General features: G+C 68.2%; 19 protein-coding genes and 1 pseudogene. 14 read left to right on the forward strand and 6 right to left on the reverse strand.

What is annotated here, in order from left to right; all coding sequences use genetic code 11:
* The first annotated feature begins 163 nt into the window (after nt 1-163).
* The 4 genes from yajC (at nt 164) to AC3A6B_RS04060 (ending at nt 5,924) form a co-directional block, all read left to right on the forward strand.
* Nucleotides 164-496 (forward strand): preprotein translocase subunit YajC, encoded by a 333-nt coding sequence (yajC, locus tag AC3A6B_RS04045; protein WP_126835916.1) that lies wholly within the window; start codon nt 164-166, stop codon nt 494-496.
* A 52-nt stretch (nt 497-548) separates the two neighbouring features.
* Nucleotides 549-2,429, forward strand: coding sequence for a protein translocase subunit SecD (gene secD, locus AC3A6B_RS04050; RefSeq protein ID WP_487835475.1), 1,881 nt, complete (start codon nt 549-551; stop codon nt 2,427-2,429).
* A 12-nt stretch (nt 2,430-2,441) separates the two neighbouring features.
* Nucleotides 2,442-3,395: a protein translocase subunit SecF gene (secF, locus tag AC3A6B_RS04055; RefSeq protein WP_487835476.1), complete on the forward strand. Its 954-nt coding sequence runs from the start codon at nt 2,442-2,444 to the stop codon at nt 3,393-3,395.
* A gap of 129 nt (nt 3,396-3,524) precedes the next feature.
* Nucleotides 3,525-5,924 carry a DUF1631 family protein gene (locus AC3A6B_RS04060; RefSeq protein WP_487835477.1) on the forward strand — a complete coding sequence of 800 codons (2,400 nt, stop codon included), beginning with the start codon at nt 3,525-3,527 and terminating at the stop codon, nt 5,922-5,924.
* Nucleotides 5,925-5,933: 9 nt separating this feature from the next.
* On the opposite strand, the gene AC3A6B_RS04065 is transcribed toward AC3A6B_RS04060, so the two are convergent.
* From AC3A6B_RS04065 to AC3A6B_RS04075, 3 genes and pseudogenes are all read right to left on the reverse strand, one after another.
* Nucleotides 5,934-6,449: a Smg family protein gene (locus tag AC3A6B_RS04065; protein ID WP_487835478.1), complete on the reverse strand. Its 516-nt coding sequence runs from the start codon at nt 6,447-6,449 to the stop codon at nt 5,934-5,936.
* Nucleotides 6,450-6,510: 61 nt separating this feature from the next.
* A pseudogene (locus AC3A6B_RS04070) lies at nt 6,511-7,545 on the reverse strand (DNA-processing protein DprA); the annotation flags it as partial.
* A gap of 21 nt (nt 7,546-7,566) precedes the next feature.
* Entirely contained in the window at nt 7,567-8,784 is a 1,218-nt protein-coding gene (locus AC3A6B_RS04075; RefSeq protein WP_487835479.1) for a LysM peptidoglycan-binding domain-containing protein, read from the reverse strand.
* Nucleotides 8,785-8,946: 162 nt separating this feature from the next.
* Here AC3A6B_RS04075 and def point away from each other — a divergent pair, with 162 nt between their 5' ends.
* From def to AC3A6B_RS04100, 5 genes are all read left to right on the forward strand, one after another.
* Nucleotides 8,947-9,480: a peptide deformylase gene (gene def, locus AC3A6B_RS04080; RefSeq protein ID WP_487835480.1), complete on the forward strand. Its 534-nt coding sequence runs from the start codon at nt 8,947-8,949 to the stop codon at nt 9,478-9,480.
* Nucleotides 9,477-9,986: a hypothetical protein gene (locus AC3A6B_RS04085; protein ID WP_487835481.1), complete on the forward strand. Its 510-nt coding sequence runs from the start codon at nt 9,477-9,479 to the stop codon at nt 9,984-9,986. The genes def and AC3A6B_RS04085 overlap by 4 nt, the downstream gene beginning before the upstream one ends.
* A 7-nt stretch (nt 9,987-9,993) precedes the next feature.
* Complete coding sequence (gene fmt, locus AC3A6B_RS04090) at nt 9,994-10,944, forward strand: methionyl-tRNA formyltransferase (protein ID WP_487835482.1); 951 nt, start codon at nt 9,994-9,996, stop codon at nt 10,942-10,944.
* 88 nt (nt 10,945-11,032) lie between these two features.
* Entirely contained in the window at nt 11,033-11,773 is a 741-nt protein-coding gene (locus AC3A6B_RS04095; protein ID WP_487835483.1) for an AzlC family ABC transporter permease, read from the forward strand.
* On the forward strand, nt 11,770-12,120 hold the full coding sequence (locus tag AC3A6B_RS04100) for an AzlD domain-containing protein (protein ID WP_487835484.1): 351 nt from the start codon (nt 11,770-11,772) through the stop codon (nt 12,118-12,120). Before AC3A6B_RS04095 ends, AC3A6B_RS04100 begins: the two co-directional genes overlap by 4 nt.
* 70 nt (nt 12,121-12,190) lie before the next feature.
* On the opposite strand, the gene AC3A6B_RS04105 is transcribed toward AC3A6B_RS04100, so the two are convergent.
* From AC3A6B_RS04105 to AC3A6B_RS04115, 3 genes are read right to left on the reverse strand one after another with little or no spacing between them, the layout of a single operon-like run.
* On the reverse strand, nt 12,191-13,822 hold the full coding sequence (locus tag AC3A6B_RS04105; RefSeq protein ID WP_487835485.1) for an FAD-dependent monooxygenase: 1,632 nt from the start codon (nt 13,820-13,822) through the stop codon (nt 12,191-12,193).
* Nucleotides 13,823-13,830: 8 nt separating this feature from the next.
* Nucleotides 13,831-14,952, reverse strand: a complete 1,122-nt coding sequence (locus AC3A6B_RS04110; protein ID WP_487835486.1) for an alpha/beta hydrolase family protein — start codon at nt 14,950-14,952, stop codon at nt 13,831-13,833.
* Complete coding sequence (locus AC3A6B_RS04115) at nt 14,945-15,478, reverse strand: VOC family protein (RefSeq protein ID WP_487835487.1); 534 nt, start codon at nt 15,476-15,478, stop codon at nt 14,945-14,947. The genes AC3A6B_RS04110 and AC3A6B_RS04115 overlap by 8 nt, the downstream gene beginning before the upstream one ends.
* A gap of 92 nt (nt 15,479-15,570) precedes the next feature.
* Here AC3A6B_RS04115 and AC3A6B_RS04120 point away from each other — a divergent pair, with 92 nt between their 5' ends.
* The 5 genes from AC3A6B_RS04120 (at nt 15,571) to AC3A6B_RS04140 (ending at nt 21,450) form a co-directional block, all read left to right on the forward strand.
* Nucleotides 15,571-16,482, forward strand: a complete 912-nt coding sequence (locus AC3A6B_RS04120; RefSeq protein WP_487835488.1) for a LysR family transcriptional regulator — start codon at nt 15,571-15,573, stop codon at nt 16,480-16,482.
* A gap of 87 nt (nt 16,483-16,569) precedes the next feature.
* A complete protein-coding gene (locus tag AC3A6B_RS04125; protein ID WP_487835489.1) occupies nt 16,570-17,763 on the forward strand; it encodes a phosphoglycerate kinase in 1,194 nt (397 codons plus the stop codon).
* 60 nt (nt 17,764-17,823) lie between these two features.
* On the forward strand, nt 17,824-19,272 hold the full coding sequence (gene pyk, locus AC3A6B_RS04130; protein WP_487835490.1) for a pyruvate kinase: 1,449 nt from the start codon (nt 17,824-17,826) through the stop codon (nt 19,270-19,272).
* Nucleotides 19,273-19,369: 97 nt separating this feature from the next.
* Nucleotides 19,370-20,434 (forward strand): class II fructose-bisphosphate aldolase, encoded by a 1,065-nt coding sequence (gene fba, locus AC3A6B_RS04135; protein ID WP_487835491.1) that lies wholly within the window; start codon nt 19,370-19,372, stop codon nt 20,432-20,434.
* Nucleotides 20,435-20,544: 110 nt separating this feature from the next.
* Nucleotides 20,545-21,450, forward strand: a complete 906-nt coding sequence (locus AC3A6B_RS04140) for a phosphoribosylaminoimidazolesuccinocarboxamide synthase (RefSeq protein WP_487835492.1) — start codon at nt 20,545-20,547, stop codon at nt 21,448-21,450.
* Nucleotides 21,451-21,478 lie beyond the last annotated feature (28 nt).

Here is a 21,478-nt window from a genome sequence, read left to right on the forward strand (position 1 = left end):
ATCCCGCGCCGGGTTAGCCCCGGCGGGCTGAGCGTCGCCGAATACAATGCTCGATGCTGTGCGCGGCCAGGCCCCGCGCTGCGCGGCTGCGTCAGGCGGCCGCGGAAGCGTGAACCCCGGCCGGGGTTCGCGCTCTTATCACTTCCCTCTGCTGGAGACTTCCTTGTTCATTTCCTCTGCTTTCGCCCAGACCGCGCCTGCTGCTGCCGGCGGCGGCGACATGATGTCCTCGCTCGGCAGCATGCTGCCGCTGGTGCTGATGTTCGTGGTGCTGTATTTCGTGATGATCCGTCCGCAGATGAAGCGCCAGAAGGAAGCCCGCGCCATGATCGACGCCCTGGCCAAGGGCGACGAGGTGGCGACCGCCGGCGGCCTGCTCGGCAAGATCACCCAGCTCGGCGACCAGTACCTGACGGTCGAGATCGCCAAGGGCGTCGAAGTGCAGCTGCAGCGCAGCGCGGTGGTCCAGGTGTTGCCCAAAGGCGCAATCAAGTAAGTGGCGATAACGCGGATGCTTGCGCACCCGCGTCCTTGAAGGTTTTCCAGCGATGAACCGTTACCCGGTCTGGAAGTACGCGATCATCGTGATCGTGCTGCTCGTGGGGCTGATCTACGCCCTGCCCAATTTCTTCGGCGAGGCGCCTGCGGTGCAGGTGTCCGCGGGCAAGTCGACCGTCAAGGTCGATGCCGCTACCCAGGCGCGCGTGGCCGAGGCGCTGAAGACCGCCGGGCTCGCGCCCGACCTGTTGACGCTGGACGCCACCTCGGTGCGCGCGCGCTTCGCCAGCACCGACGACCAGCTGAAGGCGCGCGACGTGCTGCAGCGCGCGCTGGTGCCGGACCCGAGCGATCCGCCCTACATCGTGGCGCTCAACCTGGTGTCGCGCTCGCCGGCCTGGCTCGCCGCGCTGCATGCCTATCCGATGTACCTGGGCCTGGACCTGCGCGGCGGCGTCGACTTCCTGCTGCAGGTCGACATGAAGGGCGCCATCGACAAGCGGGCCGAGTCCTTCGCCAACGACCTGCGCTCAGGCCTGCGCGACAAGAACGTCCGCGGCACCTCGGTCAACCGCAACGGCCAGACCATCGACGTGCGCTTCCGCGATGCCGCCGGGCTGGAAGCTGCCAAGGCGCTCATCCAGGACCAGTTCCCGGATCTCGCGACGACCGACAGCCAGGAAGGCAGCGAGTGGAAGCTCGTCGCCACCATCAAGCCCGATGCCGCGCGCCGGCTGCAGGATGCGGCGCTCAAGCAGAACATCACGACCCTGCACAACCGGATCAACGAGCTCGGCGTGGCCGAGCCTGTGATCCAACAGCAGGGCCTGGACCGCATCGTGGTGCAGCTGCCGGGCGTGCAGGACACGGCCAAGGCCAAGGACATCCTGGGCCGCACCGCCACGCTCGAGATGCGCCTGGTGGACGAGTCGGCCGAAGGCCGTGCGGCCGAAACCGGCAGCGGCCCGGTGCCCTTCGGCTCGGAGAAATTCCTCGACCGCGAAGGCCGCGCCGTCATCGTCAAGAAGCAGGTGCTGGTGACGGGCGAGAACCTCACCGACGCGCAGCCCGGCTTCGACTCGCAGACCCAGCAGCCCAAGGTCGACCTGACCATGGACGCCAAGGGCGGCCGCATCATGCGTGACGTGAGCCGCGAGAACTTCCGCAAGCGCATGGCGATGCTGATCTTCGAGAAGGGCAAGGGCGAGGTCCTGACCGCGCCGTCGATCAACGGCGAGCTCGGCAACCGCTTCCAGATCTCGGGCTCGATGACGGTGGTCGAGGCCAACGACCTCGCGCTGCTGCTGCGCGCCGGTTCGCTGGCCGCGCCGATGGAGATCATCCAGGAACGCACCATCGGTCCGAGCCTTGGCGCCGACAACATCCAGAAGGGCTTCGACAGCGTGATGTACGGCTTCGCCGCGATCATGGTGTTCATGTGCCTCTACTACGCGCTGTTCGGCGTGTTCTCGTCGATCGCGCTGGCGGTCAACCTGCTGCTGCTGGTGGCGGTGCTGTCGATGCTGCAGGCCACCCTCACGCTGCCCGGCATCGCGGCCATGGCGCTCGCGATCGGCGTGGCCATCGACTCCAACGTGCTGATCAACGAGCGCGTGCGCGAGGAGCTGCGCGGCGGCGCCTCGCCGCAGGCGGCCATCCATGCGGGCTACGACCGCGCCTGGGGCACGATTCTCGATTCCAACGTGACCACCCTGATCGCGGGCATCGCGCTGCTGGCCTTCGGCTCGGGCCCGGTGCGCGGCTTCGCCGTGGTGCACTGCATCGGCATCGTCACCTCCATGTTCTCGGCGGTGTTCTTCTCGCGCGGCCTGGTGAACTTCTGGTACGGCAGCAAGAAGAAGCTCAAGAGCCTGTCGATCGGCACGGTCTGGAAGCCTGATGCCAGCAAGGCCACGGCCGACGCCAAGTAAGGGAGCAAAAAAATGGAGTTCTTCCGAATTCACCGGACCATCCCGTTCATGCGCCATGCGCTGGTGCTGAACGCGATTTCCGTCCTCACCTTCCTGCTGGCGGTGTTCTTCCTGTTCCATCGCGGGCTGCACCTGTCGGTCGAGTTCACCGGGGGCACCGTGATGGAGGTCGCCTACCAGCAGTCGGTCGACGTCGGCAAGGTGCGCGAAACCATCGGCAAGCTCGGCTACCCCGACGTGCAGGTGCAGAACTTCGGCACCTCGCGCGACGTGCAGATCCGCCTGCCGGTGCAGAAAGGCCAGACCTCGGCCCAGCAGAGCGACCAGGTGATGGCTGCCCTGAAGGCGATAGACCCATCGGCCACCCTGCGCGGCAACGAATTCGTCGGCCCCCAGGTGGGCGAGGAGCTCACCACCAACGGCCTCAAGGCGCTGGCCATGGTGGTGGTCGGCATCATGATCTACCTGGCCTTCCGCTTCGAATGGAAGTTCGCGCTCGCCACCGTGCTCGCCAACCTGCATGACGTGGTGATCATCCTGGGCTTCTTCGCCTTCTTCCAATGGGAGTTCTCGCTGGCGGTGCTGGCGGCGGTGCTGGCGGTGCTGGGCTATTCGGTCAACGAGTCGGTGGTCATCTTCGACCGTGTGCGCGAGAACTTCCGGCGCTACCGCAAGATGACGACGCGCGAGGTCATCGACAACGCGATCACCTCGACCATCAGCCGAACCATCATCACGCACGGTTGCACGCAGCTGGTGGTGCTTTCGATGTTCTTCTTCGGCGGCCCGACGCTGCACTATTTCGCGCTGGCGCTGACGATCGGCATCCTGTTCGGCATCTATTCGTCGGCCTTCGTGGCGGCGGCGATCGCGATGTGGCTGGGCGTGAAGCGCGAGGACCTGGTCAAGGGGCCGGTCAAGCGCGAGGGCGATCCGGACGATCCGAACGCAGGCGCCACCGTGTGAACGGCGCGCCACGGAACCCCGACTTTCGTATGTCGGGGTTGCTGCCGAGCAGCGGCGGCTCTTGTGCGGTTACGCTTACAGATGCAAGCTCGCGCCTGAAACGTTTTTAATTAGCCGTCGCTCCTGTCCATGATCTCGCGGTCTCCAGCTTCTTCCCAGCAACTCGCTCGCGAGACGCGCGAACGCTTCGTCGCCGCCACCGAAGGGGCGATCCCGCCGGTCGCCCATGCGATCCGCGAGCGGCTGGCTGCGCTGGCCGGGATGACCGGCAACGTGCGCCAGATGCAGGAGAACCGCGACGACTACATCGCCTTCCAAGCCCAGGGCTCGAGCTGGGTTCCGTTGTCGCAGACCGCGTGGCGCAAGGCGCTGGCCGGCAGCACAGGCAGCGGGCCTTCGTCCAATTCGCTGTCGCGTCTCGAACTGATCGGCGACGACGTGGTGGAAACCGGCATCCTGTACTCCCGCCTGGCCCAGGCCATCCAGGACAAGGCCAGCTTCGAGCTCAACGACCTGCGCCTGCGCATCCAGCATCTCGAAGGCACGGCCGAGCTGGCTGCCCGGGACATCCTCAAGCCCGAGGCGCTGGCCAAGGTGCTGGTCGACCAGTGGCTGGCCGCCGGCCTGAGCCGCAGCCTCTGGACCAAGGTGCAGGACGTGGTGCAGAACCACCTGGTCGACGTGATCGTCAGGGCCTACAAGGAATCCAATGCCTTCCTGATCGAGAAGGGCGTGATGCCCGAGATCGATCTCAAGAGCTTCGTCAAGCGGACCGGCAGCGCCAGTTCCGGCGCGGCGACGCTCGGCACCAGTTTTGCGAGAGCATCCCATGCCGGCAGCGCGCCGATGGGCATCGGCGGCAATCCGGCCGCCTTCGGGGCGCCCCCCGGCAGCTTCGCGCCGGCGGCGATCGGCGTCGGCCGCGGGCCCGGCGGTGGTGGCGGCGACAGTTTGGTCGCGACCGGCGGCTCGCCGCTGGTCCTGGCGCGCCAGCGTGCGCAGGGCGTGCTGCTCAATCTCAAGCGTTTCGTGACCGCGCGCATCGGCGGCGACATCACCCAGCACCGCGCAGGGGCCGCCGGCGGGCCTGGCGGTGGTGCAGGTGGCGGCAATGCCGGCGGCGGTGGCGGCGTGGGCCTCGGCGCACCGGCCTTTGCCGCCGCCATCGCCGATGCGGAAGCGGCCTACCAGATGATGGCCTCTCAGTACGTGGTCGGCGACGAAGCCACGGCCATTCACCAGACCGCGGCCGAACTGCGCCGGCGCACCAGTGAACTCAAGAAAAAGGCGCCGACCACGGCCGACAAGGCCACGGTCGAGATCGTGGCGCTGATGTTCCAGGCCATTCTTGCCGAGGAGCGCATCCCGTTCTCGGCGCGCGTGTGGTTCGCGCGCCTGCAGATGCCGGTGCTGCGCGTCGCGATTGCCGAGCCGGAATTCTTCGGCACGCTTCAGCATCCTGCGCGCATGCTGATCGACCGCATGGGCTCCTGCGTGATGGGCTTCGACGCCGCCGCCATCTCGGGCAGCGCGCTCGAGGGCGAGATCCGGCGCGTGGTCCAGGTGATCGAGCAGTATCCTGAAACCGGCCAGCGCGTGTTCAAGCTGGTGTTCGACGAATTCGTCGCCTTCCTCAACAAGTACCTGACGCAGAGCGACGCCACCCAGCGCCTGATGAGCGTGGCACAGCAGGTCGAGCAGAAGGAGACGATGGCGATCCAGTACACCATCGAGCTGCGCAAGATGCTCAACGACATGCCGGTGCGCGAGGAGATCCGGGAGTTCCTGTTCAAGGTTTGGGCCGAGGTGCTGGCCATCGCGGCGCTGCGCTACGGCGCCCAGGACGAGCAGACGGTCACGCTCAAGCGCGCCGCTTCCGACCTGGTGTGGGCCGCAAGCGCCAAACCCAATCGCAACGACCGCGCCCGCGTGATCCAGGATCTGCCCCAGCTGCTGCAGCGCCTGCGCCAGGGCATGGGCCTGCTGGGCATCGAGGGCGAGCCGCAGGAGGCGCACATCAAGACCATCGGCGCCACCTTGTCCGATGCCTTCCTCTCGAAGACCGAAGCCATTCCGCCGGCCAAGATCGAGGCCATGGCCAAGCGCCTGGCCAACCTCGAGGATTTCGTTTCCGACGACGACGGCGCGACCGACCTGCCGCTGGACGCCGCCAGCATCGAGCTGCTGCTCGGGGTCGATGCGGCATCGCTCGAGATCGTTCCCGACACCGGCACCAAGGTCGGCGAGGACATGCTCGCGTGGGCGCGCGAACTCCAGGTCGGTACCTGGTTCATGCTCGACCACAACGACCGCGTGAGCCAGGTCCAGTTCGTCTGGCGAAGCGAGCGCAAGCAACTGCACCTGTTCGCCTCGAGCGATGGGCGCAGCTTCCTGGTCCAGGTCGGGCGGCTGGCGTCCTATCTGCAGGCCGGGCTTCTGGTGCCGGCCGAAGAGGAAACGCTCACGGTGCGGGCCACGCGCGAGGCGCTGGCCAAGCTGGATGCCAATCCGGAGCGTCTGCTGAACTGAACCAGAAGTTCAGTGAGCGACGCGGCCCGTGGTGTCGTCGCAAAGCTCGTCGAGCACCAGCGCATCGGGCTCGACACCGGTGCTCCAGTGCACCATCAGCACGATGATCTTGAGCTCGTCGAGCGCCAACGGCTCGCCCGGCGTGGCCATCGCGCGCTCGATCACGATCTCGCGCATGCCGGAGGGCAGCACGCGAGACGACTCGAGGAAGCTGATGAAGCCCAGGCATTCGGCGCCCAGGTGTTCCTGCTCGGCGGTCGAATAGACGCGCATCGAGCCCGGCGATGCAGGCAGGGCGGCGTCGGCCGGGCTGCGCAGGCTGACCGTGGCGCTGGTGCCGTCGGGGTGCCGGGTCAGCTGCACGCCCTGGGTGGCGAGGCTCAGGCCATCGAGCCAGCGCAACGCGTCGCGGATCTCTTCCGCATCGAAGCCCTGCGCGCTGAGCTTGCGGCCCAGTTGCTCGGGCTCGGGACACGCATCGCCGCGCCAGTAGTTTTCGTAGACATACACGAGCACTTCGAACATGGGGCCAATATAGCCCACTCGGCGCGCCTGGCTCGCCGCGTTGTTCGAACGCGACGCCGTCAGCCCTGCGCAAAGGCTGGAACAGGCCGCCGGGCAGGCGGGCCACGCTGCCGGCGAGTTCGAGCAGCTGCGCCTGCAGCTCGGCGGCGCTGAAGCCGGTGCGTGCGCCCAGTGCATCCAGCCTCACGGGGTCGTAGCCCATGCCGCGCAGCAGCCGGTGTTCCGGCATGGCATCGACGTCTTCGGATCCCGGGTTCGCAGCGGCGAAAACGGCGGTGTCTTCCAGACGCAGCTCTTCGAGCACGTCGCCCACCGTCTCGAGCAGCTTCGCTCCCTGGCGGATCAAGGCATGGCAGCCGCGCGACTGCGGCGAGTGGATCGAGCCGGGAATGGCGAACACTTCCTTGCCCTGCTCGGTCGCGAGCCTGGCGGTGATCAGCGAGCCCGACTGCAGCGCGGCCTCCACCACCAGCGTGCCGCGCGCGAGGCCGGCGATGATGCGGTTGCGCTTTCGGGAAATTCTGGTTGAGCGGCGGCGTGCCGAGCGGGAACTCGCTCACGTGCTGGGCGGCCCGGCGCATCGAGCGCGCCTTCGTGGGCCGCGCCGTCGACGCCGAGCGCAAGCCCCGATACCACCGGGATCCCGGCTTCGCCGAAGGCCCGGGCGAAGGCCCGCGCATTCGATGCGCCCTGCGGCGTCGGATTGCGGCTGCCGACCATGGCGATGCTGTTTTCGAGCTGCGTGAGATCCAATGCCGGCGCGCCCAGCAGCTGCAGCATGAGTGGCGGGTCCGCCATCTCGAGCAGGAGGCCGGATAGCCGGGATCGCCGAGGGTCAGGATGCGCCGCGTGGCGCCTGCGCTTAGGTGCCTTGCAGCCACTCGAAGGTCTGATCGATCTGCGCTGCGAGTTCAGCCGGTGCGCGAAGCAGGGCCTCTGCCTGCGCGTCGGTCACCCGCTGCCGCAGCGCCACCGGCGACTGAACGAAAACGTCCGGCGGCAGCCCGAAGGCCGCGAGCAGCTTGCGCGCAGCGCCGTTGCCGATGCCCGGCGTCAGCGTGAGCCGCAGCCAGCTCGCGAGTTCTTCACGTTCCACGCGAAGGAGGAAGAGGAGGCGTCAGGGATTGACCAGCAGATCGCCGATGCGCGGGGCGTCGTTGATTTCGAGCACCAGCGCGTACGAGACCCGCTCGAAGGGGCGGAACACCATCAAGAGGCCGATCCGCTCGTTGGGCAGCTTCAGCGTTTCCTTGCCCGATCCGGTCTTGTCGATGATGGTTTCGCCGTTCTTGAGAATCGCCAGCACGTGGCCGTTCTCGATGCCGTCGATCGTGCCCTTGTTGATCGCGACCACCTGGTTCTGGGCCGCGAACTGCACCGCATTGCCGTAGACGGAGACGATGCGGCCCTCCTCGATGGTCTGATGGGGCGCGCGCGGCACGTAGCTCAGCAGCTGGCGGGGAGGCTCGGGCAGCAGACGGTCGCCGGCGCGCATTTCCTCGCGCGCTGCCACGATGTCGACGGTGGCGGGCACCACGCTCTTGATCTCCTTGCCTTCCACCATCTCGGTGACGCTCGATTCGCCGCGCTGCAGTTGGGCCTTGCCGAGGTACTGTGCCTCGTAGCCGAGGATCTCGCCTGTGCCGGGATCCTTCAGCGGCGTCGCGTTGCGGAAGATGCGGAAGGTCTTGATCGGGCCGGCGGTTTCCACCAGCGGCGAGTTGACCTCGCCGCGCGCATAGGCGCGGTCGCCGCGGGCAAGCAGCACGCGGCTGTCGTTGCCCGCCACGATGCGCGGCGCCAAGAGCAGAGTTTCCTGATCGACCACGATCGGCTCGCTCAGGAAGGGCTCGATCAGGCTGGGATTGAGCGTCGGCAGAGCCATGCCCGAAAGCGACTCGAAACGCGTGCGCGGCGTCAGCTTGATGGTGCCGCCGTCGGCCACGCCCGAGCCGCCGCGGCGGGTGCTCAGGCGGGCGCGGCCGCCGGTCTTGTCGAGATAGAGCACCTGGCCCGGATAGATGAGGTGCGGGTTGCGGATCTCGCCCATGTTCATGCCCCAGAGCTCGGGCCAGCGCCAGGGGCTGCGCAGATAGAGGCGGGAAACGGCCCACAGCGTGTCGCGCGGCTTGATCGTGTATTCGTCGGGCGCATTCGGCGCCAGCTCGCTGAGCGGCACGCCGGTCTGCGCCGTCTGCTGGGCCGTGGCGCGCTGCTGCGGCGTGACGGGGTAGTTCTGCGCGAGGGCCGTCGTGCCGGTGCCCACCATGGCGATCATCGCCAGCGTGGCGAAGATGTTCGGACGCAGGCAGTCGTTGATTCGGAGTTGTTTCATGGTTTGATGGTGTGCACGCACTACGCCCAGGGGGGCGTACGAATCCTCACAATTTGCAACGAATTTTGCGCTGAAGCCCTTGAAGGGGCAACGTTTATCAGGTCGCAGCGCGTCGTACCGTCGCGGAAATGGCGAAAATAACGACAATTTTTCCTCGCATTCATGGCCAAAAGAACCATCCTGAGCTATCCCGACAAGCGCCTGCACACGGTCGCCAAGCCGGTGCAGGGCGTTGATGCACGCATCAAGACACTGGTCGCCGACATGATCGAAACCATGTACGAGGCCAACGGCATCGGCCTGGCAGCCACGCAGGTCGACGTGCACGAGCGGCTGGTGGTGATCGACATCTCCGAGGAGCGCAACCAGCCGCTGGTGCTAATCAATCCCGAGATCGTCTGGGCCAGTGAGGAAAAAGTACTCAACGAAGAAGGCTGCCTCTCGGTGCCCGGCATCTATGACGGTGTCGAGCGTTCGACCGCGGTGCGCGTGACCGCCCTCGACGCCAACGGCGAGCCCCAGACCATCGAAGCCGAGGGCCTGCTGGCGGTCTGCATCCAGCACGAGCTCGACCACCTGCTCGGCAAGGTGTTCGTCGAGTACCTCTCTCCCCTCAAGCGCAACCGCATCAAGAGCAAGCTGCTCAAGCAGCAGCGCGAAGACCAGAAGCTCGAGCAACGGGAAGGACGGCGGTGAGCGTCGTCGCCCGCGCCGGCGCCGCCGCGCTGCTTGCCGCGGCGCTGGGCCTGGCGGGCTGTGCGGGTGAGCCCACGCGGATTGCGCCGGGCACTTCGAAGGCCGACGCGCTGCACCAGCTCGGCGCGCCCACCGCCATGTACCCGCTGCCCGGCGGCGGCGAGCGGCTCCAGTATTCCCGCGCGCCGGCCGGCTTCGAGGTGAGCAATGTCGATCTCGATGCCGGCGGGCGCGTGGTCTCGATCCGCCAGGAACTCGACGACCGCCTGTTCGACCGCACCATCCAGCCGGGCGTCGGCGTCTGGCGCGAGGCCGACGTGCTGCGGACCTACGGCCGGCCGTTCGAGATCACGCGCGTGAGCTCCTTCGACGGCGTGATCTGGACCTGGCGCTACAAGATGATGAACACGCCCCGCATGCTCTACATCTATGTCGACCCTGCCGGCGTGGTGCAGCGCTACCACACGGGCGACGACCTGATGCTCGAATTGCTGGCCCCGACGTGAGGGGCGCATGAGGGTCGTATTTGCGGGTACGCCCGAGTTCGCCCGCGTCGCGCTGGAGGCGATCGCCGCCGCGGGTTTCGACATCGTGCTGGTGCTGACCCAGCCCGACCGCCCCGCCGGGCGGGGCATGAAGCTGCAGGCCTCGCCGGTCAAGCAGTTCGCCGCATCCCATGGCTGGCCCGTGGCGCAGCCGCGCAGCCTGCGCCTGGACGGCAAGTACCCCGAGGATGCCGCCGCGGCGCGCGCCGCCCTCCTCGAGGCGAAGGCCGATGTGATGGTGGTCGCCGCCTACGGCTTGATCCTGCCGCAGTGGGTGCTCGACGTGCCGCGCTTCGGCTGCCTCAACATCCATGCGAGCCTCTTGCCGCGCTGGCGCGGCGCGGCGCCGATCCATCGCGCGATCGAGGCCGGCGACGCGCAGACCGGCATCACCGTCATGCAGATGGATGCCGGGCTCGATACCGGCGACATGCTGCTGGCCGAATCGCTCGCCATCGGCGAGGACAGCACCGCGCAACTGCACGACCGGCTCGCCGCGCTCGGCGGGCGGCTGATCGTCGACGCGCTGAAGCAGGCCCGGGCCGGAGCGCTGCAGGCGAAGCCGCAACCGCCCGAAGGCGTGAGCTACGCGCACAAGGTCGAGAAGCACGAAGCGCAGGTGGACTGGACGCAGGATGCCGCCGCCATCGTGCGCCGCATCCGCGCCTTCGATCCCTTTCCCGGCGCGAGCAGCGTGCTCGACGGCGAAACCATCAAGCTCTGGGCAGCGCGGGTTCAGCCCGGGACGCCTGCGGACGCGGCGGGCACGGTACTGGCGGCCGGCGCGCCGGGCATCGCCGTCGCCGCCAGCGATGCCGTCGTCCTGATCACCGAACTGCAGCGGCCCGGCGGCAAGCGCCTGGGCGCGGCCGATTTCCTGCGCGGCTTCGACATCAAGCCGGGACAGGTCTTCGGCTGATGTACTGCCCCCACGCTCGGCACTGCGTGTCCTCGCTGCCCCCCGAGGTGGCGCAGGCCTCCCTCGGGGCGGCACGGCGGGAGTCCTGATGTTCCTGTCTTCTTCCGTCCGCCGCCAACCCGAGTTCCGCCAAGGCGCGAGCGAAATGTCCTCGGTCGCCGTGGGCATCGGCGCCTGGGGCCTGATGACCGGCGTGGCCATGGTCAAGTCGGGCATGAGCGTCTTCGAGTCGGTCGCGATGACCTTGCTGGTCTACGCCGGCAGCTCGCAGCTGGCCGCCATTCCGCTCCTGATCGCCGGCGCGCCGGCCTGGGTGGTCCTCGCCACGGGCTTCTGCGTCAACCTGCGCTTCGTGGTCTTCAGCCTGCACCTGCGGCCCTACCTCATGCACATGCCGCGCTGGCGCCGCCTGACGCACGGCTACCTCACGGCCGACATGAGCTATGCGATGTTCACCGGCCGCTACCCCGAGCCGCCGGCGACCGAAGCCGAGAAGCGCGCGCAGGAGGCCTACCTGACCGGCAACTACTTCGTGACCTGGTGCTCATGGATGGGCACGAGCCTGCTCGGCATCTTGCTGGCCAACCTGATCCCGCAGAGCTGGGGGCTGGGCTTCGCCGGCGTGCTGAGCCTGGTGGCCATCGTCTGCTCGATGGCGACGACGCGGCTGCGCATCCTGGCGGCGCTGGTTGCCGGCGCCACGGCGGTCGCGGCCTATGCGCTGCCGCTCAAGCTCAACATCGTGGCCGGCATCGGCGTCGCGGTGCTGCTGTGCTTCTGGCTGGAGAAGCAGTTCGGACTGGATCCCGATGCGGAGGATGAAAAATGAGCATCGGCAACGGTGGCGCCACCGATTTCTGGACCCTGGCCGTGATCGTCGGCCTGGCCGGAGTGACCGTGCTGACACGTTGCTTCTTCTTCATCCTCGACCGGCCATGGGGCCTGCCGGAGTGGGCGCACCGGGCGCTGCACTATGCGCCGGCGGCCGCGCTGGCGGCGGTGATCGTGCCCGAGATCGTGATGACGCAGGGGCACCTGATCGCGACCTGGAAGGATGCGCGGATCTATGCCGCCGCGGCCGGCGCCGCCTACTACTTCTGGCGCCGCGGCGTGTTGGGGACGATGCTGGCCGGCATGGCGGTCTACCTGCCGCTGCACCTGGGCCTTGGCTGGTAGCCACACGCCGGCAGCCTGGATGACCACTTGGCGTAGAAGCCATCGAGGTCGAGGCTGTGAGGGTCGGTGATCACGCGTCTTGCGCCAGTGCGGCCTGGAGGGCGGCGGCGATCGCCGCCGGCGTGGGATCGGTGAGCAGCGCGGCGCGGTAGGCGTCGGGCCGCACGAGGCAGAAGCTGCCGGGCGACTCGACGCCGAGATGGCGCGCCAGCGCCTCGTCGGGCTGCAGCGCGGGCAGGCCGCTCTCGCCACCCACCGCGACCACCTGCAGCGGCAGCGATGCCGCAGCCTCGGCCTGCGCGCGCGTCGGTGCGAACCAGAGGCCGAGGCACTTCGTGCCCTCGGCCAGCAGCTGCATCAGCGTGGTCGGCCGGCCGTCGCTCCAGCGAAGCGGCAGGTTCTGCACGCTACGGCCGCCTTCAGGCAGATGCGGCGCCGTCGGATAGTCATTCGCCACCGACATGCGGCCCGTGTTGACGAGCGCGCGCGCGAAGGCGCAGCGCGAGGCCAGTGCCACAACCGCGCGCCGCAGCGTGTGTTCGGCCGGCGAGCGCGGCGCCAGGAAGCGGGCGGTGCGGCTCGTGACCTGGAGGTTCTGCGCGGCGGCCGGCCGGCGCTCGGCATCGTAGGTGTCGAGCAGCGCATCGCCGGCCTGGCCCTGCATGACCAGCGCCAGCTTCCACCCGAGGTTGGCCGCGTCCTGGATGCCGCTGTTGCCGCCGCGCGCGCCGAAGGGGCTCACGACGTGCGCCGAGTCGCCGATGAAGAACACGCGGCCGCGGCGGAAGCGGTCGAGCAGGTGGTCGCGGTAGCCGTAAGGGCCGATCCAGACGAACTCGAACTCGACGCCGGGCCCAAGCTGCTCGCGCAGCCGCGCGCCGGCCACCTCGGGTTTGCTGATGTGGGCGGTGTCGCAGTCCTCGGGCATCTGGTAATCGATGCGCCAGACGCCGTCGGCCATCAGGTGCTGCCAGACCGCGCGGCCCTCGTTGAAGGGCGCGTCGACCCAGGTCCAGCGTTCGGTGGGCAGCGGCTTCTTGAAGCGCACGTCGCTGATGCACCAGCGGTCGGTGCTGCGCGAGGTGTGGGTGTCGAGGCCGAGCTGGGTGCGGATCGCGCTGTTGGCGCCGGTCGCGTCGATCAGGTGGCCGGCCTCGATCGTGTAGCGGCCTGCCGGCGTCTCGACCTCGACGCGAACGCTCTCGTCGCCGGGCACGATGTGCGTCACGCGGTTTTTCCAGCGCAGGTCCGTGAAGCCGAGCTCGAGGATGCGGTCGACCAGGAACCACTCGAGGTAGAACTGCTGCAGGTTGATGAAGGGCGGCTGCGCGGAGACGCTGTCGGTCTTCAGGTTGAAGTTGTAGACCTCCTCTTCGCCCGAGAAGGTGCGGCCGAAGGACCAGGTGATGCCCTTGTCGGCGATGCGCCGGTAGATGCCGAGGCGCTCGAAGATCTCCAGGCTCTTCTGTGCATAGCAGATGCCGCGCGAAGAGGCGCCGCGCACGCCCACCGTGTCGTCTTCGTCGAGCAGCACGGCGCGCACGCCGCGCTGCGCGAGGTCGCAGGCCAGCGTGAGGCCGGCCAGGCCAGCGCCGGCGATGACGATCGGATGGCGCACAACCTGGCCGCTGCCCAGCTCGGGCGGCGGCTGGAAGGGCCAGCGCGGCAGCTCGTATTCGGGCGCGAAATGGAAGCTTTCCATGGCGGCGTTCAGAGCGCGTGGGCCCATTCGGCAATGGCGTCGGCAGCACGCGGCACCAGTTCGGGCTGGCCCGCCAGGTAGTGGTTGCCGCCGACGATGGCGACATTGCGGATGCGCTCGCCGCCGGCTGCGAGCCAGGCATCGCGCGTGCTCGGGAAGGTGGACTGGTCGGCCGTGTAGGTCAGGAGCAGCTTCGGGCAAGTGGTGCGCGCCAGGTTCGAGGGCCCGTCGGCGTGCGAGCGCGAGGACCATTGCGAGAGGAAGGCGGTCAGCGAAGTGGTGCGGCCCATCGCGTTGGCCGAGTAGTTCACCTGCCGCGCGTCGCCCCACACGCTGCCGGGTGCGCGGTCGTTGGCATCGATCGAGAGGTCGACGCAGCGCGGATCGGCATGCGTGCGGTAGACGACGAAAGCCTGGTCGCGCGGCGCGCCCGGCGTGCTGCGCAACAGGCGCAGGCGTTCCATCGCCCAGTGCTCCAGCCGGTCGAGCCGGGCCTTCTGTGCGGCGCCGAAGCGGGCGAGGAACTCGGCGCTGTAGGGCACGGCATGGCGCGGGTCGTACATGTCGAGCTCGGGGTCCACCGACAGCGGGTCGTGCTCGTCGGTGACAGAAGGGTCGATCCAGTCGCGCATCAGCTTCGAGCGGCCCTGGTGCGCCGCGCACAGCGCGATGCCGTCGGCCGGCGGCAGGTCGTCGGGATGCAGGTGCGTCGGGTCGCCGTCCGGGAAGTGGTGCGCCGTGAGCTTCTCGGCCTGCGCCTGGTAGAAGCTCGCGAGCGCGGCGCCGCCCGAGTTGCCGATGAGCAGCACCTTCTCGTAGCCCGCGGCGCGCAGGAACTGCACGCCGGCGCCCAGGTCCTGGATTGCGCGTTCCATCAGTAGCACCGTGTCGTTGCCCATGTAGCGCGAGTTGAGGCCCATGCAGCAGATGCCGCGCTCGGCCAGCGGCGCGATCAGGTAGTGCCCCATGAAGTTGCTCGTCGGGTGCATCACGATGGCCGCGATCTTCTTCGGGCCGGCCGGCGCGCGGTAGGCGCCGTAGATGCGCGGGCGCAGCATCTGCAGGCCCGACTGGCTCTCCATGGCGGCACCGGGCTTGACGTCGATGACGGCGAGTTGGAGCTCAGGCATGCGCCGCCTTCCTCCGCAGTTCGGCCTTGCGCAGCGTCCAGGCCTCGAGGTCGGCATGGGCGCGCTTCGCATGCGCGTCCATCTCGGCCTGCGGCACGGTGGGCGTGGTCAGCTCGATGCGGATGCCATTGGGGTCGAAGAAATAGATCGACTCGATGATGTGGTGGTCGGTCACGCCCAGCACCTCGACGCCGGCCGCTTCGAGCCGCGCCTTGGCGGCAAGCAGGTCGGCCACCGAATCGACGCGCAGCGCGATGTGGTTGACCCAGGCCGGCGTGTTGGGCGAAGGCAGCGCGGCCACGTCGTCGCCGAGGTCGAAGAAGGCGATGTAGGAGCCGTCGCGCATCTGGAAAAAGATGTGGACGTAGGGGCAGAACTCGCCGGTGCTCGGTACATGGTCGCTCTTGATCACGTGCACCAGCGGCAGGCCCAGCAGGTCCTCGTAGAAGCGGCGCGTTTCCTCGCTGTCGCGGCAGCGCCAGGCGAAGTGGTGCAGTCCGCGCACGGGCACGGGCGAGGGGGTCATGGCATGTCTCCGGGGTGGGGCGGTCCATGATTGGGCCGCCGTTCCTCTTATGATTCAATCGAAATAAATTCATTGATTGATGAACTGAGGCCATGAATCTGACCCTGCGCCAGCTGCGCGCCTTCGACGCCGTGGCCGACACCGGCAGCTTCACCGCCGCCGCCGCCCGGCTGCATCTGACCCAGTCGGCGTTGAGCGTGCTGGTGCGCGAGCTGGAGCGCGAAATGGGCGTGCAGCTCTTCGACCGCCACACGCGGCGCGTGCTGCTCTCGGAGGCCGGGCGCGAATTCCAGCCCGCGGTGCAGCGCCTCCTGGCCGACCTCGCGGGCGCGGTGGCCGGCGTGACCGAGTTGCGCGACCAGAAGAAGGGCGTGCTGCGGCTCGCCGCGCCGCAGCTCATGGCCTGCACGCTGATGCCGCGCGTGATCGCGGCCTACAGCGCGCGCTACCCGGACATCGACGTGCGCCTGGCCGACACGCTGCCCGAGCACCTGCTGGCCGGCGTGCTCTCGGGCGAGGCGGAGCTGGCGGTGGGGCAGGACGTGGCGGTGGACCCGGCGGTGATCGAGCGCCGCACGCTTTTTCGCGACCGCCACTGGCTGATCTGCCCGGCCGACCATGTCTTCGCGCGCCGGCGCCAGGTGCGCTGGAACGAGCTCGGGCCCTACACCTTCATTGCGCCGACGCGCGACTTCCGCCAGCGCGTGCTGCCCGAGCTGGACGCCGAAGCCCGAGAGCTGATGCTGCGCGCGACGACGCAGGAGGTCTCGTACATGACCACCGCGCTGGGCATGGTCGCCTCGGGCCTGGGGCTCACGGTCTGCCCGACCTACTCGGCCCCGCTGGTGAAGGCCCACGGACTGCAGATGGTCAAGCTCGACCGGCCCGATTTCCACCGCGAGGTCTGCGTCTACACCGCGTCGCGGCGCTCGCTGTCGCCGGCGGCGGCCGGCTTCGTCGAGATGCTGGAGCAGTGCGTGCGGAAGCCGGGTCTCGCGGGTTGACGCCGGCGCGCCGCCGTCGAAACCTACAATGGCCGCTTGCCTCTTTTCAAGGCACTCCCCTCGTCCGCTCCTTATCCCGCCCATCCCATGAACGTTCTTCGATTCACCGACCTCTGCGCGCAAGGCAAAGTCGCCGCCCAGCGCGTGTTCATCCGAGCCGATCTCAACGTGCCGCAGGACGACAGCGGCCGCATCACCGAAGACACGCGCATCCGCGCCTCGGTGCCCTGCATCGAGCTGGCGCTCAATGCAGGGGCAGCTGTGATGGTCACCTCCCATCTCGGCCGCCCGACCGAGGGCGCATTCAAGCCCGAGGATTCGCTGGCGCCGGTCGCCAAGCGCCTGGGCGAGCTGCTGGGCCGCGAGGTGCCGCTGGTGCCCGACTGGGTCGAGGGCGTCCAGGTGGCCCCCGGCCAGGTCGTGCTGCTGGAAAACTGCCGCCTCAACAAGGGCGAGAAGAAGAACGACGAGACGCTCGCGCGCAAGCTCGCCGCGCTGACCGACATCTACGTCAACGATGCCTTCGGCACTGCGCACCGCGCCGAGGCCACGACCTACGGCATCGCCCAGTACGCCAAGGTGGCCTGCGCCGGCCCGCTGCTGGCGGCCGAGATCGACGCCATCACCAAGGCTCTGGCGCAGCCGAAGCGCCCGCTGGTCGCGATCGTCGCCGGCTCTAAGGTCAGCACCAAGCTCACCATCCTGAAGAGCCTGGCCGACAAGGTCGACCAGCTGATCGTGGGCGGCGGCATCGCCAACACCTTCATGCTCGCGGCCGGCCTCCAGATCGGCAAGTCGCTGGCCGAGCCCGACCTGCTCGATGAGGCCAAGGCCGTGATCGAGGCGATGCGCGCGCGCGGCGCGGCGGTGCCCATTCCCGTCGATGTGGTCACGGCCAAGACCTTCGCGGCCGATGCCGCCGCCACGGTGAAAGCCGCAAGCGAGGTGGCCGACGACGACCTGATCCTCGACATCGGCCCGAAGACCGCGGAGGTCCTGGCCGCGCAGCTGCGCGAAGCCGGCACCATCGTGTGGAATGGCCCAGTGGGCGTGTTCGAGTTCGACGCCTTCGCCAAGGGCACGGAGGCCATCGCGCGCGCCATCGCCGAGAGCAGCGCCTTCTCGATCGCCGGCGGCGGCGACACGCTGGCCGCGATCGCCAAGTACGGCATCGAAAAGCAGGTGGGCTACATCTCGACCGGCGGCGGCGCCTTCCTCGAAGTCCTGGAAGGCAAGACCCTGCCGGCGTTCGAGATTCTTTCGAAGCGTGCGGCCGGCTGAAACCCTCTATCGGTCGCCCGAGAAAGTGTATACAGTATGGAATACAAACCGGAGACCTGAATGAGCACGCCCCGCCTTCCCCGCCACGCCACCAAGATCGTCGCAACGCTCGGCCCGGCATCGAGCTCCCCGGATCTCCTCGAGAAGATGATCCTCAACAAGGTCAGCGTGGTGCGGCTCAACTTCAGCCACGGCACGGCGCAGGATCACATCAACCGCGCCGCCATGGTGCGCGAGGCGGCCCACCGCACGGGGCGCGAGGTGGCGATCATGGCCGACCTGCAGGGCCCGAAGATCCGGGTCGGCAAGTTCGCCGAGGGCAAGGTCTGGCTGGAGGCCGGTGCGAAGTTCGTGCTCGACGCCTCGCGCACCGAGCTGGGCGATGTCAATGAAGTGGGCCTGGACTACAAGGACCTGCCGCGCGACGTGAAGCCCGGCGACAGCCTGCTGCTGAACGACGGGCTGATCGTGCTCACGGTCGAGGCCGTCAAGGGCGACGCGGTGCACACCACGGTGCGCCTGGGCGGCGAGCTCTCCAACAACAAGGGCATCAACAAGCAGGGTGGCGGCCTCACGGCGCCGGCGCTGACGGCCAAGGACATGGAGGACATCAAGACTGCGATGAGCTTCCAGGCCGACTACGTGGCGGTGAGCTTCCCGAAGAACGCGACCGACATGGAAATGGCGCGCCAACTGTGCAACGTGGCGGCGGCCGAGTTCGGCCACAAGCCGGGCCTGATCGCCAAGATCGAGCGTGCGGAGGCGATCCCCAAGCTGGAGGAAATCCTGCGCGCCAGCGACGGCATCATGGTGGCGCGCGGCGACCTGGCGGTCGAGGTCGGCAACGCGGCCGTGCCGGCGCTGCAGAAAAAGATGATCCGCATGGCGCGCGAGATGGACAAGGTCGTCATCACCGCCACGCAGATGATGGAATCGATGATCACCAACCCGGTGCCCACGCGCGCCGAGGTCAGCGACGTGGCCAACGCCGTGCTCGACGGCACCGACGCCGTGATGCTCTCGGCCGAGACCGCTTCGGGCCGCTACCCCCTCGAGACGGTGCAGGAAATGAGCCGCATCTGCGAGGCCGCCGAAGCCGCCGAGGATCTGAAGCTCGACGCCGACTTCAGCGGCCAGTCCTACGCCCGCATCGACCAGTCGATCGCCATGGGCGCGCTGTTCACGGCCCACCACCTGGGGGCCAAGGCGATCGTCGCGCTGACCGAATCGGGATCCACGCCGCTGTGGATGAGCCGCCACCGCGCGCACATTCCGATGTATGCGCTGACCTCGCGCCTCGCCACGCAGCGCCGCATGGCGCTCTACCGCAACGTGCGGCCGCTGCTCATGGATTCGGAAAGCGACCGCGACACGGCGCTCCTGCAGGCCGAGGCGCACCTCAAGAAGCGCGGCATCGTGCAGACCGGCGACGTCTACGCAATCACCTGCGGCGAGCCCATGGGTGCCCCCGGCGGCACCAACATGCTCAAGATCTGCCGGGTGGGCTAGCCCGCCCCTCAGGCCGCGCGTCGGTCCTGTCCGACAGGGGTGCTCGGTAGAATCGCGGTAGTTTTTTGTTCTTAATCTTCCCCGCGAGGTACTACCCATGGCACTTGTTTCGATGCGCGAGCTGCTCGACCACGCCGCAGCCAACGGCTACGGCATCCCGGCCTTCAACGTGAACAATCTGGAACAGGTGCAGGCCGTGATGGAAGCGGCCAAGGAAACCGGCGCGCCGGTCATCCTGCAGGCCAGCGCCGGCGCACGCAAGTATGCGGGCGAGCCCTTCATCAAGCACCTGATCCTGGCCGCCATCGAGGCCTACCCGAGCGTGCCGCTGGTGATGCACCAGGACCACGGCCAGAGCCCCGACGTGTGCCAGGGTGCGATCAACCTGGGCTTCTCCTCGGTCATGATGGACGGCTCGCTGGAAGCCGACGGCAAGACCATCGCCAGCTACGACTACAACGTCGACGTCACGCGCAAGGTCGTGGACATGGCCCACAAGGTCGGCGTGACGGTGGAAGGCGAGCTGGGCTGCCTGGGCTCGCTCGAGACCATGAAGGGCGACAAGGAAGACGGCCACGGCACCGACGCCACCATGACGCGCGAACAGCTGCTGACCGACCCCGAGCAGGCCGCCGACTTCGTGAAGAAGACCCAGCTCGACGCGCTGGCCATCGCCATCGGCACCAGCCACGGCGCCTACAAGTTCACCCGCAAGCCCACCGGCGACATCCTGGCGATCGACCGCATCAAGGAGATCCACCGCCGCATCCCCAACACCCACCTGGTGATGCACGGCTCTTCCTCCGTGCCGCAGGACCTGCTGGCCATCATCCGCCAGTACGGCGGCAACATGAAGGAAACCTACGGCGTGCCGGTCGAGGAGATCCAGGAAGCCATCAAGTACGGCGTGCGCAAGATCAACATCGACACCGACATCCGCCTGGCGATGACCGGCGCCGTGCGCAAGTTCCTGGCCGAAAACCCGGAGAAGTTCGACGCCCGCGAATGGCTCAAGCCCGCGCGCGAGGCCGCCAAGCAGATCTGCAAGCAGCGCTACATCGAGTTCGGCTGCGAGGGCCAGGGTGCCAAGTTCAAGGGCGGCACGTTGCAGGTCGTCGCCGCCAAGTACGCCAAGGGCGAGCTCGCGCAAGAAGTGGTCTAGGGCGTCAGCCCCCACGCTCGGCCCGTCCCGGCCAGCCACCCTCGCGGTGGCTTTTTTCTGCGCGCACAATCTCCGTCGTTCTTCGCCCATCCCGACACAGCCGCCCCGCCATGACCACCGTCCACACCTCCTCCATCCAGAGCCTCCCCCTGCTCGCGCGCGGCAAGGTGCGCGACAACTACGCGGTCGGCGAGGACCGCATCCTGATGGTCGCGAGCGACCGACTCTCGGCCTTTGACGTGATCATGGGCGAGCCGATCCCCGGCAAGGGCGTGATCCTCACCCAGATGGCGCTCTGGTGGTTCGATCGGCTCGGCCATCTGTGCCCCAACCACCTGACCGGCGATGCGCCGGAAAGCGTGGTGAAGCCGGAAGAGGTGCCCCAGGTCAAGGACCGTTCCATGCTGGTCAAGCGGCTCAAACCGATCCCGGTCGAGGCCGTGGTTCGCGGCTACCTCGCCGGCAGCGGCTGGAAGGAGTACCAGGAGAGCCGCGCCGTGTGCGGCGTGCCGCTGCCCGAGGGCCTGCGCAATGCGAGCAAGCTGCCGCGGCCGATCTTCACGCCCGCGGCCAAGGCGGCGGCGGGCGCGCACGACGAGAACATCAGCTACGAGCGCGTGGTCGAGGTCGTCGGCCCGGCGCTCGCGCAGCAGATCCGCGAGACCAGCATCGCGATCTACGAGGCGGCCGCGGCCATCGCGCTGGCCAAGGGAATGATCATTGCCGACACCAAGTTCGAGTTCGGCCTCGACGAGGCCGGCACGCTGGTGCTGATGGACGAGGTGCTCACGCCCGACAGCTCGCGCTACTGGCCGGTCGAGGGCTACGAGGCCGCGCTCGCCGCCGGCACGAACCCGCCGAGCTACGACAAGCAGTTCGTGCGCGACTGGCTGGAGGCCACCAGGATCAACGGCAAGCCCTGGGACAAGACGCCGCCGGCGCCGCGCCTGCCGGCCGAGGTGATCGAGAAGACGGCGGCCAAGTACCGCGAGGCGCTGCAGCGGCTGACAGGTTGAGACGGCCGATCGGCGGAGGTGAATAAGT

The organism is Variovorax sp. Soil_C_33, from assembly GCF_057656935.1.

Excerpts from the sequence above, each read along its gene's own strand:
- secD (WP_487835475.1), top strand. The coding sequence starts at position 549 with ATGAACCGTTACCCGGTCTGGAAGTACGCGATCATCGTGATCGTGCTG.
- secF (WP_487835476.1), top strand. The coding sequence starts at position 2,442 with ATGGAGTTCTTCCGAATTCACCGGACCATCCCGTTCATGCGCCATGCG.
- AC3A6B_RS04060 (WP_487835477.1), top strand. The coding sequence starts at position 3,525 with ATGATCTCGCGGTCTCCAGCTTCTTCCCAGCAACTCGCTCGCGAGACG.
- AC3A6B_RS04065 (WP_487835478.1), bottom strand. The coding sequence starts at position 6,449 with ATGTTCGAAGTGCTCGTGTATGTCTACGAAAACTACTGGCGCGGCGAT.
- AC3A6B_RS04075 (WP_487835479.1), bottom strand. The coding sequence starts at position 8,784 with ATGAAACAACTCCGAATCAACGACTGCCTGCGTCCGAACATCTTCGCC.
- def (WP_487835480.1), top strand. The coding sequence starts at position 8,947 with ATGGCCAAAAGAACCATCCTGAGCTATCCCGACAAGCGCCTGCACACG.
- fmt (WP_487835482.1), top strand. The coding sequence starts at position 9,994 with ATGAGGGTCGTATTTGCGGGTACGCCCGAGTTCGCCCGCGTCGCGCTG.
- AC3A6B_RS04095 (WP_487835483.1), top strand. The coding sequence starts at position 11,033 with ATGTTCCTGTCTTCTTCCGTCCGCCGCCAACCCGAGTTCCGCCAAGGC.
- AC3A6B_RS04100 (WP_487835484.1), top strand. The coding sequence starts at position 11,770 with ATGAGCATCGGCAACGGTGGCGCCACCGATTTCTGGACCCTGGCCGTG.
- AC3A6B_RS04105 (WP_487835485.1), bottom strand. The coding sequence starts at position 13,822 with ATGGAAAGCTTCCATTTCGCGCCCGAATACGAGCTGCCGCGCTGGCCC.
- AC3A6B_RS04110 (WP_487835486.1), bottom strand. The coding sequence starts at position 14,952 with ATGCCTGAGCTCCAACTCGCCGTCATCGACGTCAAGCCCGGTGCCGCC.
- AC3A6B_RS04115 (WP_487835487.1), bottom strand. The coding sequence starts at position 15,478 with ATGACCCCCTCGCCCGTGCCCGTGCGCGGACTGCACCACTTCGCCTGG.
- AC3A6B_RS04120 (WP_487835488.1), top strand. The coding sequence starts at position 15,571 with ATGAATCTGACCCTGCGCCAGCTGCGCGCCTTCGACGCCGTGGCCGAC.
- AC3A6B_RS04125 (WP_487835489.1), top strand. The coding sequence starts at position 16,570 with ATGAACGTTCTTCGATTCACCGACCTCTGCGCGCAAGGCAAAGTCGCC.
- pyk (WP_487835490.1), top strand. The coding sequence starts at position 17,824 with ATGAGCACGCCCCGCCTTCCCCGCCACGCCACCAAGATCGTCGCAACG.
- fba (WP_487835491.1), top strand. The coding sequence starts at position 19,370 with ATGGCACTTGTTTCGATGCGCGAGCTGCTCGACCACGCCGCAGCCAAC.
- AC3A6B_RS04140 (WP_487835492.1), top strand. The coding sequence starts at position 20,545 with ATGACCACCGTCCACACCTCCTCCATCCAGAGCCTCCCCCTGCTCGCG.